Raw genomic sequence first — 15,732 nt, 5'->3', positions numbered from 1 at the left:
ACATAGTTTTTGATTGTACATATAAAGTCATTTCATTTTAAATAAGACTCATAGTTTTGTGAAAAAATCTTGATTTTCTTAAACCTTCCTCCGCATCCAATTTAGGGTTCTATGTTTCTATGCGTTCAATCATTACACAAAATTAGTTCGTGAAAATTGGTGTAATTGGTGTTCTTTTTCAATTCAAATCAAATCTTTTTTAATTCTATTCCTTACTTTTATAAAGAATACCAAAAACAAACTTTCTTAATCTAAATTAAGTTACAGATTACAACTACAGCTGTAATTTTGCTTTCAACTAAAACGAAGAACATGTCAAATATCAGTTTAATCATCGAAGAACGCGCTGCCAATATTGGCAATTTTATGGTAGGCCGTTTACTGCCTTTCCGTGAAAAAAGAGCGGTTGGACCATTTGTATTTATCGATCACATGGGACCTGCGCATCTAAATCAATATCAAAATATGGATGTCCCTCCACATCCGCACATCGGACTTTCTACTTTGACTTTTTTGTTTGAAGGAAGCATTATGCACCGCGACAGTCTGGGTACCGAACTGGAAATAAAACCCGGTGCCGTAAACTGGATGACAGCCGGAAAAGGGATCGTACATTCAGAACGAACTCCTGAATATTTAAGACATTCTGACAAGATGCTTCACGGTCTTCAAATTTGGGTGGCATTACCTAAAGAACTGGAAGAAATGGATCCCAATTTTACACATGTAGAAGCCAGTGACATTCCGAGCTGGGAAGAAGATGGTGTTTCGTATAAATTAATCGCAGGAGAAGCATTTGGTAAAAAATCACCTGTTCCGGTTTATAGTCCGCTTTATTTTATTGAGATTAAAAGCACGGAAGCCCGAAAAATTAACATTGGAAAAGATTTATTCGGCGAAAGCGGTTTGTACATTCTCGAAGGAAGTATTAAAAGCGGAGAGCATGTTTACGATCCAAAACAAATTCTAATTACCAACGACAGTACATTATGTGAATTTGAAATCGCCGAGAACACAACGGTTTATATTTTTGGAGGACAGCCCTTTCCTGAAGAACATTTTATCTTTTGGAATTTTGTTTCTTCAGATAAAAACCTAATCGAAAAAGCAAAAAAAGACTGGACAGAACAGACCTTCCCTAAAGTTCCGGGCGAAACGGATTTTGTTCCTTTACCTGACCCTAAAATGCGATAACTATGGATACACTATCAGCACAAATCGACACCCGTTTATATCGCACAGAAATAACATCTGCCAGCGGAAACATTGTAATTGCCGACGAGCCGCAGGAAATGGGAGGCAAAAATTTAGGATTTAGTCCGTCAGAACTACTGGCCTCCTCTTTAGCCTCCTGTACTTTGATAACACTTCGAATGTATATCAATCGTAAGCAATGGGATGTCACAGAAATCAAGATCAAAGTAGATTTTGAAAGGGATCTGGATCAAAAAGTTTCCTTGTTTACCCGAAAAATTGAAATTATCGGCGAAGTAGATGATAAGCAAAGACAACGTCTTGAAACGATTGCCAATAGCTGCCCGATACATAAAACACTAACAAATTCAATAGAAATTAAAACCACATTAATATAACACATCATGGAAATTCAACAAATAAACGATACAAGAAGAGGCTATTTTGAAGCTGTAGAAGACGGAAAACAAGCCGGAAAAATGACCTATACCTGGGCAGGCGATTCTAAATTCATCATCGACCATACAGAAGTAAATGAAGATTTTAACGGAAGAGGCGTTGGTAAAAAACTCGTAATGGCCGCAGTAGAATTCGCCCGAACTAATAACCTGAAAATTATCCCGCTTTGTCCTTTTGCAAAAAGTGTTTTTGATAAGGTGGACGAAATTCATGATGTGCTTTTTTCTTAAAGGTGCTAAGTTTTTTAACAGCAAAGCACACAAAGAATTACGCAAAGTTCGCAAACTCTTTTTAGGTAAAGCGTTGCGAATTTTGCCTTTATATAAAATTTAGCACATAACAAAACCTTGCGCTCTTGGCGGTAAAAATTATTCCCAAAATCTGCTCCAGCAGAGCGTAACCTAAATCTTTTAAGAAGTTTTTTTGAACCGCAAGGCTCGCAAAGAATTACGCAAAGTCCGCAAAATATTTTTAAGGTAAAGCGTTGCGAACTTTGCGTTTATATAAAGTTTAGCACATAACAAAACCTTGCGCTCTTGGCGGTAAAAATTATTCCCAAAATCTGCTCCAGCAGAGCGTAACCTAAATCTTTTAAGAAGTTTTTTTGAACCGCAAGGCTCGCAAAGAATTACGCAAAGTCCGCAAAATATTTTTAAGGTAAAGCGTTGCGAACTTTGCGTTTATATAAAATTTAGCACATAACAAAACCTTGCGCTCTTGGCCGTAAAAATTATTCCCAAAATCTGCTCCAGCAGAGCGTAACCTAAATCTTTTAAGAAGTTTTTTTGAACCGCAAGGCTCGCAAAGAATTACGCAAAGTCCGCAAAATATTTTTAAGGTAAAGCGTTGCGAACTTTGCGTTTATATAAAATTTAGCAAATAACAAAACCTTGCGCTCTTTGCGGTAAAAATTATTCCCAAAATCTGCTCCAGCAGAGCGTAACCTAAATCTTTTAAGAAGTTTTTTTGAACCGCAAGGCTCGCAAAGAATTACGCAAAGTCCGCAAAATATTTTTTAGGTAAAGCGTTGCGAACTTTGCGTTTATATAAAGTTTAGCACATATCAAAACCTTGCGCTCTTGGCGGTAAAAAAATAACACAACGAAATCAATTTTTAAATCTCGGCAGAAACTCGTATATTTGCATGTAATTTAAACTTAGAGTATGACAAGGATAATTACACTTTTCTGTATTTTAATAGCACAAATCGGCTTTTCTCAAACAGCTGACAGTTATTTAGAAAAAATTAGAAATAACGAAGCTCTCTCAACAGCTTTCTTTCAACAAATGCCAAAAGGCGGTGATTTACACCATCATTTTTCCGGATCAATTTATGCAGAACCTCTTCTGGAAAGAGCGATTGCAGAAGACTTTTATCTGAATTTAGAAACTATGGAAGTCTCTAAAACAAAACCCGAAAAAGGAAACTGGCAGACCTTCTCTTCTCTAAAAAAAGAAGGCAAACTAGATCACTACCAACAACAGGTTATGCAAACCTGGTCTGCAAAAGATTATAATGGTTCTGTACCTTCTGATGATTTGTTTTTTGACTCTTTTCAAAAATTCGAACCTACTATTAAAGGTCATTTTGCCGAAGGAATGTTGGAATTAAAAAAACGTGCTCTGGCTGAAAATGTGAGTTATATTGAAACCCAATTATCAACGATTCCGTGTGATATGAATGTTTCTGACCTGGCTGGTTTTAATTCAAAATTACGTCAGGCAGCAACTCAAAAGGACGAAAAAGCGACACTTAAACTTTTAGACGAGTTGTACAAATCACTTGAACAAAAAGAAGCCAAGAAGTATGCTGTAGATTTCAATACTAATTTTATCGCTAAACTGCACAAAGACCTGAAAATTGACGATGAGCGTTTTACGATGCGCTATCAGAATTTTGTGTTGCGTTTTATGGATCCTGTCGATTTATTTAAAAACCTGACCATCGCATTTATCTCTGCCAACAGCAGTAAACTGGTTGCAGGCGTAAATATTGTTTCACCGGAACACGGCGAAAATTCGATGAAAGATTATTGGTTGCACATGGTGATGTTTAAATACTGTAATTCTAAGTTTCCTGCTGTAAAGTATACACTTCATGCCGGTGAATTAACTTTAGGATTGGTTCAGCCAGAAGATTTAACCTGGCATATTAATGACGCTATTTATATCGCGGGTGCGAATAGAATCGGACATGGTGTCGATATCGCTTATGAAGCAAACTCTTATGATTTGTTGCGTAACATGGCAAAAAATAATATTCCAATTGAGATCAATCTAACCAGTAATGAATTCATTTTAAAGGTAAAAGAAAACCGTCACCCGTTTACTCTTTACAAAGAATTTAATGTCCCAATCGTAATCAGTACGGATGATGCAGGAATTCTAAGAACAAATATGACGGAGCAATATGTTTTATTAGCCAAAAGATACAAGGATGTTTCGTATGCCACGATAAAACAATATGTCTACAACAGTATCAATTACAGTTTTATTCAGGATGACTCTGTAAAAAAACAATTATTGAAAGATCTGGATGCAAGGTTTAAAACTTTTGAAGATAAATTTTCTAAAAACTAAATTACTTCAATCTGTGTAAAAATCGCACGCAGATTTTAAACTGATTCAAGCAGATTAATGCCGATTTTTATGTCAAAAAATCAAAACAAATCTGCCTGATCAGCTAACCCGAGCGATAGCGAACAGACGAAGCAATCTGCGAGAGTATTTTTTTTCCGCAGATTCAGCAAATAAAATTATTATAAGTATGATCCTTGAAGCCGCTTTTCTTTATGTAAAACCAAGTCTGGCAACTCAATTTGAAACCGATTTTGCGAACGCAAGTCGATATATTTCGTCGATTGAAGGCTATCTGGGCCATCGTTTGGAGAAATGTCTTGAAGTCGAAAACAAATATCTTTTGCTGGTCGACTGGAATACGCTCGAAGACCATACCGTTGGTTTTAGAACTTCTGAAGCATACTTAGAGTGGAAAAAGATGCTGCATCATTACTACGAGCCATTTCCTGTTGTAGAACATTTTGAAACGGTATTTGAGAATAAAAAATAAGCTCACAGAATAAACGGTTTATGTGGATTTTTCTATTTTAAAATTTGGATTAATTCGTGTGATTCGTGGCAAAAAAACAAACAAATGAATATCAAACTTATCGCCATTGGCAAAACAGATAACAAATCGCTTCAAACTTTGATTGATGATTACACCAAACGTCTGTCGTTTTACATCAAATTTGATTTGGAGATTATTCCGGATATCAAAAATGTCAAGAATTTATCTGAAAGCCAACAAAAAGAAAAAGAAGGCGAATTGATTCTGTCCAAGCTTTCACCAACAGATCAGCTGATCTTACTGGATGAAAACGGTAAAAATTTCTCTAGCGTTGGTTTTTCTGAAGAGTTACAAAAGAAAATGAATTCCGGAATCAAAACCTTAGTTTTTGTGATTGGCGGCCCTTATGGGTTTTCTGATACTGTTTACAGCAAAGCACAGGGGAAAATATCGCTTTCGCTAATGACGTTTTCCCACCAAATGGTACGCTTATTTTTTATAGAGCAATTGTATAGAGGATTTACTATTTTAAGAAACGAGCCTTATCATCATCAGTAAAGGTTAATCGTTAATTTGTTTAATGGTTTAATCGAATTCAAGTTAAAAGACGAATTCATCGTCTGTTAGATTCAGTACCGGAAAAGGAAATTTTAAGGTTCTCATTAGAATTTTACTATTGATATAACTTCCGTAATTTAAATCTTTATCAAAAGAAAATATATATTTATTCGGTTTATCACAGGGTATATTATCAAGATAATCTTGTAATTTTTCTTTTTGAACCAATACTCCATTTACTAAAATTGAGTTGTCTTTTTTAAAATAAACTGTTACGCCAAATTTTGGTTTCTCCATTTTGTAATACACTTTCGTGAAAGGCAAAAAAGCCAGATTCTTTCCAATTGAATCAGCATAGGAATAATAATTTTCGGCGTTTTCGTTTTTATGGGCGCTGTCGGCTCGCTTTTTCTCTTGTAATTTCATTACTTCCGGAATGACCAATTTTAAAGGCAGACGCTTGTCAATATTGAAAATCCAATTGGTCGAAATGATGCTATTTTTTCGGTTTACATTGGCAATAGTATCTTTTCCCTGAGTTTTAAAGAAAATGTAAACGGGTGAAAGGTCTTGTACGTCTTTTACAATCGTAACATTGGATTTTGGAAGCAAAACGTCTTCTTTTTTACCACAGGAGAAAAGTAGGAAAGCAATAATCAGCGTAAAGTATTTCATGTTTTTATATTACTTTAAATTAACCAATTTATAAATTGTTATTTTCTTTTAAAATCAGGTATGCAAAAACTCCCAATCGCTCCAGAACTAAATGCAAATACAATATTATCTTTATAAAACATTTTAGAACAATCATCCGAATTCACCTTTTGTTCCTGTTTGCTTAGATTAGTATCAAAGATCAAATAACTTAAAACTCCCATTCCTCTAAAACCGTATTCTAGTTCAGTAGGATTTCCATTTGTTATTCCAATGCAATTTACATTCTCTAGTTTATCGTAAAGTTTAATAAAGGTTGCATTACTCCATTTAAGTTTCTTTTTAACTTCTTCTAATGATTTTGTTTTTCCATCATAATACGAAGACTTTTTAGATGCAACATAATCTTCAAAATCAACATTCCATTCCTGAAATAATAATTCTGTTTTACCTGGAATATTTGTTGGTTCGTAAACAAATAAATCAATTTCATCTGAATCGTTATATCTTATTCTAACGATATAGTTTTTTGGAACTATCTTATTAAAATATTCTTTCAACTCTTTAATTTCATTGATCTTTTCGCTATAATTCCTTTTTAGACCGGATGAATCTTTATTAGCACAGCTTGCTGCACAAATTCCAATAAAAACTAAACACAATAAATTCTTAATCATTCTTTTTCTCCACTAGAATATTGTTCACACTCATTTTGTCAAACAAAGTCACACATTCCAACGCTTCTTTCACATCATGAACGCGTAGTATTTTAGCACCTTTTGTCAAAGCAATTGTATTCAGAACTGTTGTTCCGTTTAAAGCTTCGGCAGCAGTATTATTTAATGTTTTATAAATCATTGATTTTCTCGAAACACCCGCCAAAACAGGCAAGTCCAATAGATTAAAAAGCTCCATTTTTTGTAAAACTTCAAAATTCTGCTCGGTTGTTTTTGCAAATCCGAAACCCGGATCTAAGATTAAATCATTGATTCCAATGTTTCTAGCTTTTTTTACCTTTTCTGAGAAATAGAAAAGCATCTCTTTTACAATATCATCATATTGTGTCAGACTTTGCATTGTTTGCGGGTTTCCACGCATGTGCATCATAATATAAGGCACATTGTAATGAGCAATCACCTCGAACATTTTATCGTCCAATTCGCCTGCTGCAATGTCGTTTATAATAGCTGCACCGCTTTCGATACTCGCTTTGGCAACTTCGGCTCTAAAAGTATCAATTGACAATAAGGTTTCCGGAAAATGTTTTAGAATCAATTCGATCGCCGGAACGATACGGTTAATCTCTTCCCGTTCTGTTACAAACTCAGCACTTGGTTTACTCGAATAGGCACCAATATCAATAAATGAAGCGCCTTCAGAAAGCATTTTACCAACCTGTACGACTATTTCATCTTCATTTTTATATTTTCCTCCGTCGAAAAAAGAATTGGATGTCACATTCAAAATCCCCATTACTTTAGGAATCGACAAATCGATAAGCCGGCCTTTACAATTAATTGTCATTTGTTTTATTTTTTTGTTTCAGGTTTCTGGTTTTCTTTGTTTCAGGTTTCTGGTTGCGGAACTTACACAATCTGCGCCAACCTGAAACTTCGAACCTGAAACCTGAAACTTTTCACATTCTTTTCAACTTTCAGATTATTGGTATTAACACTTTGTTTAGAAAAAACTTGAAACAAAGAAAACCCGAAACTTGAAACTCTTAAAAAATTATCCTTATTTTTGAAGAAATTTTTAGCAAATATACAGCAATAAATGAAGAATACTTCCCTTGAATTTGATAATGTAATTACGGTTTGCCGTACTTTGTTTATTAACAAAATGAAAGATTATGGCAGTGCATGGCGTATTTTAAGATTGCCATCGTTAACCGATCAGATATTCATAAAAGCACAAAGAATAAGAAGCTTACAGGAAAATGAAGTCCGTAGAGTTGATGAAGACGAAAAAGGAGAATTTATCGGAATTATCAATTATTCTATCATGGCTTTGATTCAGTTAGAACTTGGAGTTGCAGATCAACCAGATTTAGATGTTGAAAAAGCAACTGAATTGTACGATGCTAAAATTAAACTGACTAAGGAGTTAATGGAAGCCAAAAACCATGATTACGGTGAAGCCTGGCGTGACATGCGCGTAAGTTCTCTGACGGATCTGATTCTGCAAAAAATACTTCGCGTAAAACAAATCGAAGATAATAAAGGTAAAACCCTGGTTTCTGAAGGTATTGATGCCAATTATCAGGATATGATTAATTATTCGGTTTTTGCCTTAATTCTAAATCCTATAAACAAATAGAAATTTCAATAGATAAATTCCAACTTTCCAGCAAAATTTTGGAACTTAAAATTTGGAGTTTTAACTTAACTATTTCCCTATGAAAAACATCATTACCCAATTCTCAAGATTATTTGTCGGAGTATTATTTATTATTTCTGGATTAATCAAACTAAACGATCCCGTTGGATTCTCTTACAAATTAGCCGAATATTTTAGCGAGCCGGTTTTCAATATGCCTTTTTTAGAGCCATTGGCATTAGGATTAGCGATCTTTTTAGTGATTCTTGAAGTGGTTTTGGGTGTCATGTTATTGGTAGGATACAAATCAAAACTTACGATCTGGGCTTTGTTGCTATTAATCGTTTTCTTCACGTTCCTTACCTTCTACTCTGCTTATTTTGATGTTGTAAAAGACTGTGGATGTTTTGGAGATGCTTTACACTTAACCCCTTGGCAATCTTTCACAAAAGATATTGTTTTACTTTTCTTTATTCTGATATTGTTCATCAATAAAAAATTAGTAAAACCTTTATTTTCAAAATTTATTACCAATATTCTAACTTTGATAAGCATAATTTTGTGTGTTATCATGGCTGTTTGGGTACTCAACCACAATCCGATCAAAGATTTCCGTCCGTACAAAGTAGGAAGTAATATAGAGAAGGGAATGGAAATTCCTGAAGGTGCTCCAAAGTCGGTTGTTGAAATGATTTTTATCTACAAAGTAAACGGTGTTGACAAAGAATTCTCGGAAAAAGACCTGATGAACATTCCGGAAGGTGCTACGTTTGTAGACCGAAAGGACAAAGTCATTACAGAAGGTTATGTACCGCCAATTCATGATTTTACGATGACTAAAGATGATTCTGATTACAAAGAAGAATTGCTTAAAGAACCTAAATTATTAATATTTGTGACCTATGATTTAACACTTTCTAATCCTGAAGGAATGAAAAAACTGGAAGGTATAAACAAAGAAGCTAAAACAAAAGGCTATAAAGTAATTGCAATGACGGCTTCGGGTCCTGATGAAATTGCAAAAGTCAAAAAACAATACGGTTTAGATGTTGATTTCTATTTCTGTGATGCAACTACTCTAAAAACAATCGAAAGAGCCAATCCAAGTATTGTAGTGCTTCAAAAAGGAACTGTAGTTCAAAAAGTACATTATAATGATGTTGACGATTTAAAGTTATAAACCTTGCTTCAATCGCAAGATTACAAGAATTTACAAAGTCCGCAAAGTTTCATCACTTTGTGGACTTTTCTTTTTTACTCCTTTTGAACAAGTGCTCAAAAACATCTAAACGTTTTCAAAATTTGCATTTTATAAAGCGAAGAATATCTTCTAAATCAGAGTTTACAGGAGACTTTATTTTGATCCAATCTGACGTTTTCTAACCGTCAAAAACATACTCTTTTGAAAAAAAGTTTTCCCTTTTTGGTTTTCTTAAAGATTTATTCCCAAAAATCCACTCCGATTTGAAGTCTATTGCCCCAACTATTACGATTTCATTCCTCTTTTTCTAACCGAAATCGACACATTTGTGATAAAACAAACGACTCTTCAATTTTTGTTAATCTCCATTTGGCTTTCGAATTGTTTGTTTAACTTTGTTCAAAATCATTTACCACTATGAAACAAATAACGCTAATCCTTATTGCATTTATTACTTTTTCATGCTCACAAGCGCAGAAAACGAGTTTTTCTAAAGAAGCTTTGTCTGAAAAATTATTAGCAACTGATGGAAGTCAGGTTGCTTTCAAAAACATTTTAAAAAAATACAAAGGTAAAACTTTGGTCATTGAAGTTTGGGCTTCCTGGTGTGGTGACTGTGTAAAAGCGATGCCACACTTAAAAGAGTTACAAGCCAATAATCCTGAAGTTTCGTACTTATTCCTTTCAGCAGATAAAACTGCGGATAAATGGAAAGCAGGAATCGAAAAACACGAGTTAAAAGGCGATCATTTTATGATGAACGACGGTATGAAAGGTGTCTTCGGAAAAGCAATTGACTTAGACTGGATTCCAAGATACATCATTGTAGACAAAAAAGGAAAAATTGTGCTCTACCGCGCCATTGAAAAAGATTTTGATAAAATCAATGAAACTTTAAAAGGTTTAAAATAAAACCTCAACATCAATTGCACTTGCAATGATACATTTCAAAAAAATAAAAGCAAAAAAATAAAAACTACCAAAATGAGAAAAAAGATTGTTGCAGGAAACTGGAAAATGCATAAAAACGCCCCACAAACTGAGGAACTATTAACAGAACTAATTGCTAAAATACCTGCAAAAACTACTGCTCAAGTAATTGTAGCACCAACTTTTGTAAATTTGCAGGCTGCAGTAGCTAAATTAAAAAACACAACTATTGGTGTTGCTGCGCAAAACGTTCACCAGGCTGAAGGTGGTGCATTTACAGGAGAAATTTCTGCTGACATGTTAACAAGTGTAGGGGTTAATACGGTAATTCTTGGTCACTCTGAACGTAGAGCAATTTTTCACGAAACAGATGCTTTAATTGCTAATAAAGTAGACACTGCCCTGAAACATGACATGACCGTAATTTTCTGTTTTGGAGAAGAATTAAAAGATCGTCAATCAGACAATCACTTTAATATTGTTGAAAATCAATTGCGTGACGGATTGTTCCACATTGCAAAAGAATCATGGTCTAAAATTGTTTTGGCTTATGAGCCAGTTTGGGCGATTGGAACAGGAGAAACTGCTTCACCGGAGCAAGCACAGGAAATGCACGAATTTATCAGAGAGGTAGTTCGCAAAGCATTTGGAGCTGATATCGCTGACGAAGTTTCTATTCTTTACGGAGGTTCTGTTAAACCGGAAAACGCTAAAGAAATCTTCTCTAAACCAGACGTAGACGGAGGTTTAATTGGAGGAGCTGCTTTAAAAGCGGATGACTTTTTAGCTATTGTTACTGCTATTTAGATAATGAGATAATTAGGTAATTAGATAATTAAATACTCTAATTGCTTAGTACCTTATAAAAAAAGCGTTCATAAGAACGCTTTTTTTATATCAACTCTTTCCTAATTTACTTAAGATATGCTTTCAAGAGCGGGCAATTGTACTTTTGAAAAGCGGTTGTTTTTCGATACACCGAATAAAAATTAAACAGCTCCTGCCCTGCTTTAAACGGGTTCTTCTCTTCTTCTTCCGCCGAAACTAAATTGGCATAATGATCGTAATAATTACATTCAAAAATCATTAAACTGGCCAAAGCTTTTTCGTTATTGTTTTTAGACATCTTCAAAGCTTTTTCATAGTACATTTTGGCCATCTTTAAATTATAATAATTGCCCTTCTGATATTTCTTTTCATTTTCTGAATTGTCCCCATACACATAATCCACATAGGATGCTCCCGATGTCCAGTCGTAAGCAGTCATCATCCAGGAATTCCCCAAATACGAAACATTAAAATAGGCATGTGCCAGTTTCAGATTGCTTGCGGCCGTATTTTGTTTTTTTAACTGAATCAGCTGCGCTATAAAATCGGTCTTATTAAAACGATAATTAAACTTACGTTCTTCTGCCGTTTGCAGGATTTTAGGCAGAAATGGGTTTTCATTCAAATAATCTTTATACGCGTAGTTTTTCTCCCAAAAATCTTGTGGCATACTCGCAAAAGTTTTATAAGCCAGTTCTAAATCATTATTTCGGAATGCAATAGTTCCTTTCAGGTCTCTATAATAATTGACATTTGGCGCCATGGTCCCTAAACAAATATAGGTTTCGAAAGGTGTTTTATCTTTTTTCTCCTGTAGCGCTATCAAACGGTCTACATCAGCTGTAGTAGCATTATTCCTGTCAAAATGACCAATATAATTGTAATAATAAGGTGTCCCGCCGTATGCAGAATATTCTCCTTCGTTTTTAATATCCGACTTCATAGCTAACAAACCCGCTGTGACACGATCGCCTTGTTTGGCAAAATCGGCACTGGCAATTCGGTACAAACTATATAAATTCTTAAACACCCCATGGTCCTTTTCTATCAGATTTTCTGCGGAATCAAAGTATTGGAAAAGCTGGTTTTGAACTTTTTCGTTCTTCAAATCATCTTGCTTTAAAGAAACCAACGCCAATTGTATATTCTTCTGCATTTGTATCGAAGGATTGGCTTTATCAGAAATCATGTTGGTATATTTTTTCCCCGAATCAATATCGTCATCAATAAAACAAAGTTGGGCAATTGCCGCCGTGATATAGTCTTTTTGCTCTCCCGAGGTCTGTTCCCGGATAGAAATTAGAAAATACTCTAACTCTCTTAAGTACAAAATGTCTTTATTAAAATTTTCATCTTTTGCTTTCGCGTAATTTTCGTACCAGCTGGTACTATCAAAAACAACCGAAGGGGTTCCGTCATTGGTATACATAGGGGTAAAAATCCAGTCTTCGAGTTTGTTAACTTCTCTTCCAATCAAAAAACTCAAATACAAGCTATTCGGGCTCCCTTTATACACTTCCTGGATCGTTTTCAAATCCGGTGCGGGATTGCGTAAACTTTCAATAGCCAAAATCACACTTCGCTCCTCGTCATTTTGAGCCAATGCCAAAGTCTCTGTGGTCAATTTCCAGTTATAATGCTGTACAACAGCAAACGATTTTTCTTCACAGGAAGCAAAAACTTTACTCAACAAATAATTCTGCAAAGGCAAATTTTCAATACATAAAGCCTTATAATACAAAGCCCAGGGCTCTAGAATAGTGTTTTTATAATCTGTGAAATAAGTATCATACAAACGAATTACCTCTTCCTTATCAGAAGCATAAAAACTATACCTCAACATTAAAAAGGCATAACGCTGCTTTAAAAAGGGGTCTCTTGCAGTCCTGATTTTCTTTTCAAAATCTCCAACCTCAGCTAGTTTATGATCTTTACTATCATAGCTCACGGTGTCCCAGGACTCCCATTTTACATCGGTATTGCTGTTGTACTCCAATTTTTTAGCAAACAAAATATAGTGTAAGAGTGCTTTATTTCTAGATAATACCAGCGCTTCAATAAAACTATTCTTTTCAAAAACCTTTTTTAGTGACCTGGTTTCATAAGCCGTTTCAAATGTCTCGGCATCTGTTTCGTACAAAATAACGTGTACGTCTTTTGGATTGACCTGGCTGCCCAGTTTTTTTGTCCATTCTATACAATTCAACTCCTGATCAACCCCTGAAACGGTATTGGTTGCATAATAATTATCTGCCGAATAATAAAAGGGTGTCAGCTTAAAGAAACCTTCCCTTTGTGCTTTGAACAAAACTAACCTGCTGGTTTCCGGCGAAACACTCCATCCACAGGCCAAAGAGACCTGGACACTTAAAACAAAAAGTAAACTGCTAAAAACGCGCATAGTAACCGGATATATTTTGGATTCCATAATCATTGATGTATTTTTTATCAAAAGAGAAAAACGTCACTTTGGTCTGATTGTCAATTGGAATTTTGCTCTTTACAATCGAGATCATCTTATCAAGTTCGTTTTCTGAAATTTTCTCGATTCTGATTTCATCGCCATTTCTCAAATAAGTCTGTCCAACCAAAATATCGTCCTGCAGCAAATACTTAGAATCTGACATTTTTTTTAATTTAATGGTATCACTTTGAATCCTATCGTAATCTGATAAAATTCCCTTAAACTGATTTCCTCTAAAAACCACTGCCCAACTGTACAATGGTAAAGCAATATCAAGCTTTAACGGATATTTATCATGCGTTATATATTGTGCTAATTCTTCGCTGGTTCCTATAGAGTTTTTGGTAGTAAATTCTTCCGGCTTTGTGATATTGTAACACATTAACAAACCTTTGTCCACTGGCGGAACACCCGCTTTTGAAGCATATTTATACTGCCAAAGTCTAATGGTAGCCGAAACCGGAGTAGCGGGATATTTCTTCTTGATTTGCTTTAGTAAATAAAAATAATTGTCTTTTGATTTTTCCGACCAGTCACAATCAATCAAAATTTCTTTGAAATCCACTTTTAATTTGACCATTTCAATTGATTTTACCGAATCATAATTCAACTGCTTGCGGTTTTCCTGTTTGTAATAATCCTTTGGATAAACAATCGCACTGGCAGTTTTCTCGGCCTTTGCCTCGTTCATTTTTGTTCCAACCTGTTCAATGCGCTTTGCAATTCTTGCCGCCAGACTGTCCAGTTGTTTCTTGTTGGATTGTAGAACCACTTCATTGGTAATAAAAATACTTGGAGTAATTTCAGGATTGCTTTCATTTAATCTCACATCCAAAATTGTCGCAACCGGCAAAGGTTCTTTTGCATAAGGATTCCAATCGACATCAAAAAAACGAACGTATAAGTGTTTTACCTTCAAATCTCTGATTAAAGAATCTTCTGTATTTTCGAAATTTAAATCTGTTTTCCAATAACAAAACGATCGCACAACTTCATGTTCCTTTTCACAAGTTGCTCCATTAAGTACCACAAAGAGCAAAATAAAAATGATATTCTTCATATTTTTAAAATCCTTACAAATTCTAATCAAAATTAACATTAATTAAGGTAAGGATGTAGATTATTTATGAACAACTTCTGCTTTGTATTCTTACCTTTGCAAAAAAATTATTTATGTCGAATATATATTTAGGATACCATTTTACCGTTGAACCAAAAGAACCGGGTTCAGAAATTTTAATTGCTGAATTAGGCGAAAAAGCGTTTGAGACTTTTACAGAAACTGAAAACGGAATTTCGGCTTTTGTAAAAAAAGATTTATGGGACGAGAATATTCTGGACGACATTTATATTTTACAATCTGAAGAATTTAAAATCGAATATACGATTGAAGAAATCGATCAGGTGAACTGGAATGAAGAATGGGAAAAGAATTTTGAAGCCATTGATGTAGATGGAAAATGCCATGTTCGTGCTCCTTTTCACGAGAAAACGGATGCTGAATTTGATATTGTAATTGAACCCAAAATGAGTTTTGGAACAGGACATCATGAAACCACACACATGATGATCCAACATTTACTGGAAATTAATGTTGAAGGTTTGAAAACGCTGGATATGGGTTGCGGAACTGCAATTTTAGCAATTCTAGCCGAAATGAAAGGTGCTCAGCCAATCGACGCGATTGATATCGACAACTGGTGTTACCTTAATTCAATCGAAAATGCCGAACGCAATAATTGCAAACACATCTCCGTTTATGAAGGCGACGCTGCTTTATTGGCCGGAAAAAAATACGATTTAATCATTGCCAACATTAACCGAAATATCTTGCTGAACGATATGCAAAGTTATGTTGAATGTTTAAATCCAAATGGAATACTGCTTTTAAGCGGTTTTTATGAAGAAGACATTCCGTTTATCGATGCTTCCTGCACCGAAAAAGGTTTAACTTATGTTAAAAAGTTTCAAAGAAATAACTGGGTTTCATTAAAATACGTAAATTAGATAGTTAATTATCTGTTTATTAAACAGTTCACAGGTTTTATTTTATTT

Annotated in this window: 16 protein-coding genes; 11 read left to right on the top strand and 5 right to left on the bottom strand. The window is 34.6% G+C overall.

Annotation, left to right across the window (positions count from 1 at the left end; genetic code table 11):
- Positions 1-312: 312 nt before the first annotated feature.
- From OGZ34_RS13680 to rlmH, 6 genes are all read left to right on the top strand, one after another.
- Positions 313-1,194 (top strand): pirin family protein, encoded by an 882-nt coding sequence (locus tag OGZ34_RS13680; RefSeq protein ID WP_263360552.1) that lies wholly within the window; start codon positions 313-315, stop codon positions 1,192-1,194.
- A gap of 2 nt (positions 1,195-1,196) precedes the next feature.
- On the top strand, positions 1,197-1,592 hold the full coding sequence (locus OGZ34_RS13675; RefSeq protein WP_173966868.1) for an OsmC family protein: 396 nt from the start codon (positions 1,197-1,199) through the stop codon (positions 1,590-1,592).
- A 6-nt stretch (positions 1,593-1,598) separates the two neighbouring features.
- Entirely contained in the window at positions 1,599-1,883 is a 285-nt protein-coding gene (locus OGZ34_RS13670) for a GNAT family N-acetyltransferase (protein WP_173966867.1), read from the top strand.
- 934 nt (positions 1,884-2,817) lie between these two features.
- Positions 2,818-4,233, top strand: coding sequence for an amidohydrolase family protein (locus OGZ34_RS13665; RefSeq protein WP_263360551.1), 1,416 nt, complete (start codon positions 2,818-2,820; stop codon positions 4,231-4,233).
- 187 nt (positions 4,234-4,420) lie between these two features.
- Positions 4,421-4,723, top strand: coding sequence for an antibiotic biosynthesis monooxygenase family protein (locus OGZ34_RS13660; RefSeq protein ID WP_173966865.1), 303 nt, complete (start codon positions 4,421-4,423; stop codon positions 4,721-4,723).
- A gap of 84 nt (positions 4,724-4,807) precedes the next feature.
- Entirely contained in the window at positions 4,808-5,281 is a 474-nt protein-coding gene (gene rlmH / locus OGZ34_RS13655) for a 23S rRNA (pseudouridine(1915)-N(3))-methyltransferase RlmH (RefSeq protein WP_026982293.1), read from the top strand.
- 42 nt (positions 5,282-5,323) lie between these two features.
- Here the strand turns inward: rlmH and OGZ34_RS13650 are convergent, their stop codons facing one another.
- Genes OGZ34_RS13650 through folP form a run of 3 tightly spaced genes read right to left on the bottom strand, consistent with a single transcriptional unit; the run spans position 5,324 to position 7,459 of the window.
- Complete coding sequence (locus tag OGZ34_RS13650; RefSeq protein ID WP_263360550.1) at positions 5,324-5,956, bottom strand: hypothetical protein; 633 nt, start codon at positions 5,954-5,956, stop codon at positions 5,324-5,326.
- Positions 5,957-5,994: 38 nt separating this feature from the next.
- Positions 5,995-6,612 carry a hypothetical protein gene (locus OGZ34_RS13645; RefSeq protein ID WP_263360549.1) on the bottom strand — a complete coding sequence of 206 codons (618 nt, stop codon included), beginning with the start codon at positions 6,610-6,612 and terminating at the stop codon, positions 5,995-5,997.
- Positions 6,605-7,459: a dihydropteroate synthase gene (gene folP / locus OGZ34_RS13640; RefSeq protein WP_263360548.1), complete on the bottom strand. Its 855-nt coding sequence runs from the start codon at positions 7,457-7,459 to the stop codon at positions 6,605-6,607. The genes OGZ34_RS13645 and folP overlap by 8 nt, the downstream gene beginning before the upstream one ends.
- A gap of 252 nt (positions 7,460-7,711) precedes the next feature.
- On the opposite strand from folP, the gene OGZ34_RS13635 reads away from it, so the two are divergent.
- From OGZ34_RS13635 to tpiA, 4 genes are all read left to right on the top strand, one after another.
- Positions 7,712-8,254: a DUF1599 domain-containing protein gene (locus OGZ34_RS13635; protein ID WP_173966861.1), complete on the top strand. Its 543-nt coding sequence runs from the start codon at positions 7,712-7,714 to the stop codon at positions 8,252-8,254.
- Between the two features lie 79 nt (positions 8,255-8,333).
- On the top strand, positions 8,334-9,434 hold the full coding sequence (locus OGZ34_RS13630) for a BT_3928 family protein (RefSeq protein ID WP_263360547.1): 1,101 nt from the start codon (positions 8,334-8,336) through the stop codon (positions 9,432-9,434).
- Positions 9,435-9,872: 438 nt separating this feature from the next.
- A complete protein-coding gene (locus OGZ34_RS13625) occupies positions 9,873-10,367 on the top strand; it encodes a TlpA family protein disulfide reductase (RefSeq protein WP_263360546.1) in 495 nt (164 codons plus the stop codon).
- A 72-nt stretch (positions 10,368-10,439) separates the two neighbouring features.
- Positions 10,440-11,192 (top strand): triose-phosphate isomerase, encoded by a 753-nt coding sequence (tpiA, locus tag OGZ34_RS13620; protein ID WP_173966858.1) that lies wholly within the window; start codon positions 10,440-10,442, stop codon positions 11,190-11,192.
- A gap of 106 nt (positions 11,193-11,298) precedes the next feature.
- On the opposite strand, the gene OGZ34_RS13615 is transcribed toward tpiA, so the two are convergent.
- Both OGZ34_RS13615 and OGZ34_RS13610 read right to left on the bottom strand, forming a co-directional pair.
- Positions 11,299-13,641 (bottom strand): hypothetical protein, encoded by a 2,343-nt coding sequence (locus OGZ34_RS13615; protein ID WP_263360545.1) that lies wholly within the window; start codon positions 13,639-13,641, stop codon positions 11,299-11,301.
- On the bottom strand, positions 13,601-14,737 hold the full coding sequence (locus OGZ34_RS13610; RefSeq protein ID WP_263360544.1) for a hypothetical protein: 1,137 nt from the start codon (positions 14,735-14,737) through the stop codon (positions 13,601-13,603). Before OGZ34_RS13610 ends, OGZ34_RS13615 begins: the two co-directional genes overlap by 41 nt.
- Positions 14,738-14,850: 113 nt before the next feature.
- Here OGZ34_RS13610 and prmA point away from each other — a divergent pair, with 113 nt between their 5' ends.
- Positions 14,851-15,684, top strand: a complete 834-nt coding sequence (prmA, locus tag OGZ34_RS13605) for a 50S ribosomal protein L11 methyltransferase (RefSeq protein ID WP_263360543.1) — start codon at positions 14,851-14,853, stop codon at positions 15,682-15,684.
- The last annotated feature ends 48 nt before the right edge of the window (positions 15,685-15,732 follow it).

Origin of the sequence: Flavobacterium collinsii, from assembly GCF_946903285.1 — a bacterium.
GTDB classification, from domain to species: Bacteria; Bacteroidota; Bacteroidia; order Flavobacteriales; family Flavobacteriaceae; genus Flavobacterium; species Flavobacterium collinsii.
Note: the sequence above shows the minus strand (reverse complement) of the source record. Positions and strands in the feature narration are given on the sequence as shown.

Bases quoted from the DNA above. Each gene is read 5' to 3' on its own strand.
- OGZ34_RS13665 (WP_263360551.1), top strand. From the start codon at position 2,818: ATGACAAGGATAATTACACTTTTCTGTATTTTAATAGCACAAATCGGC.
- OGZ34_RS13630 (WP_263360547.1), top strand. From the start codon at position 8,334: ATGAAAAACATCATTACCCAATTCTCAAGATTATTTGTCGGAGTATTA.
- OGZ34_RS13610 (WP_263360544.1), bottom strand. From the start codon at position 14,737: ATGAAGAATATCATTTTTATTTTGCTCTTTGTGGTACTTAATGGAGCA.
- folP (WP_263360548.1), bottom strand. From the start codon at position 7,459: ATGACAATTAATTGTAAAGGCCGGCTTATCGATTTGTCGATTCCTAAA.
- rlmH (WP_026982293.1), top strand. From the start codon at position 4,808: ATGAATATCAAACTTATCGCCATTGGCAAAACAGATAACAAATCGCTT.
- OGZ34_RS13670 (WP_173966867.1), top strand. From the start codon at position 1,599: ATGGAAATTCAACAAATAAACGATACAAGAAGAGGCTATTTTGAAGCT.
- OGZ34_RS13635 (WP_173966861.1), top strand. From the start codon at position 7,712: ATGAAGAATACTTCCCTTGAATTTGATAATGTAATTACGGTTTGCCGT.
- OGZ34_RS13645 (WP_263360549.1), bottom strand. From the start codon at position 6,612: ATGATTAAGAATTTATTGTGTTTAGTTTTTATTGGAATTTGTGCAGCA.
- prmA (WP_263360543.1), top strand. From the start codon at position 14,851: ATGTCGAATATATATTTAGGATACCATTTTACCGTTGAACCAAAAGAA.
- OGZ34_RS13625 (WP_263360546.1), top strand. From the start codon at position 9,873: ATGAAACAAATAACGCTAATCCTTATTGCATTTATTACTTTTTCATGC.
- OGZ34_RS13615 (WP_263360545.1), bottom strand. From the start codon at position 13,641: ATGGAATCCAAAATATATCCGGTTACTATGCGCGTTTTTAGCAGTTTA.
- tpiA (WP_173966858.1), top strand. From the start codon at position 10,440: ATGAGAAAAAAGATTGTTGCAGGAAACTGGAAAATGCATAAAAACGCC.
- OGZ34_RS13650 (WP_263360550.1), bottom strand. From the start codon at position 5,956: ATGAAATACTTTACGCTGATTATTGCTTTCCTACTTTTCTCCTGTGGT.
- OGZ34_RS13675 (WP_173966868.1), top strand. From the start codon at position 1,197: ATGGATACACTATCAGCACAAATCGACACCCGTTTATATCGCACAGAA.
- OGZ34_RS13680 (WP_263360552.1), top strand. From the start codon at position 313: ATGTCAAATATCAGTTTAATCATCGAAGAACGCGCTGCCAATATTGGC.
- OGZ34_RS13660 (WP_173966865.1), top strand. From the start codon at position 4,421: ATGATCCTTGAAGCCGCTTTTCTTTATGTAAAACCAAGTCTGGCAACT.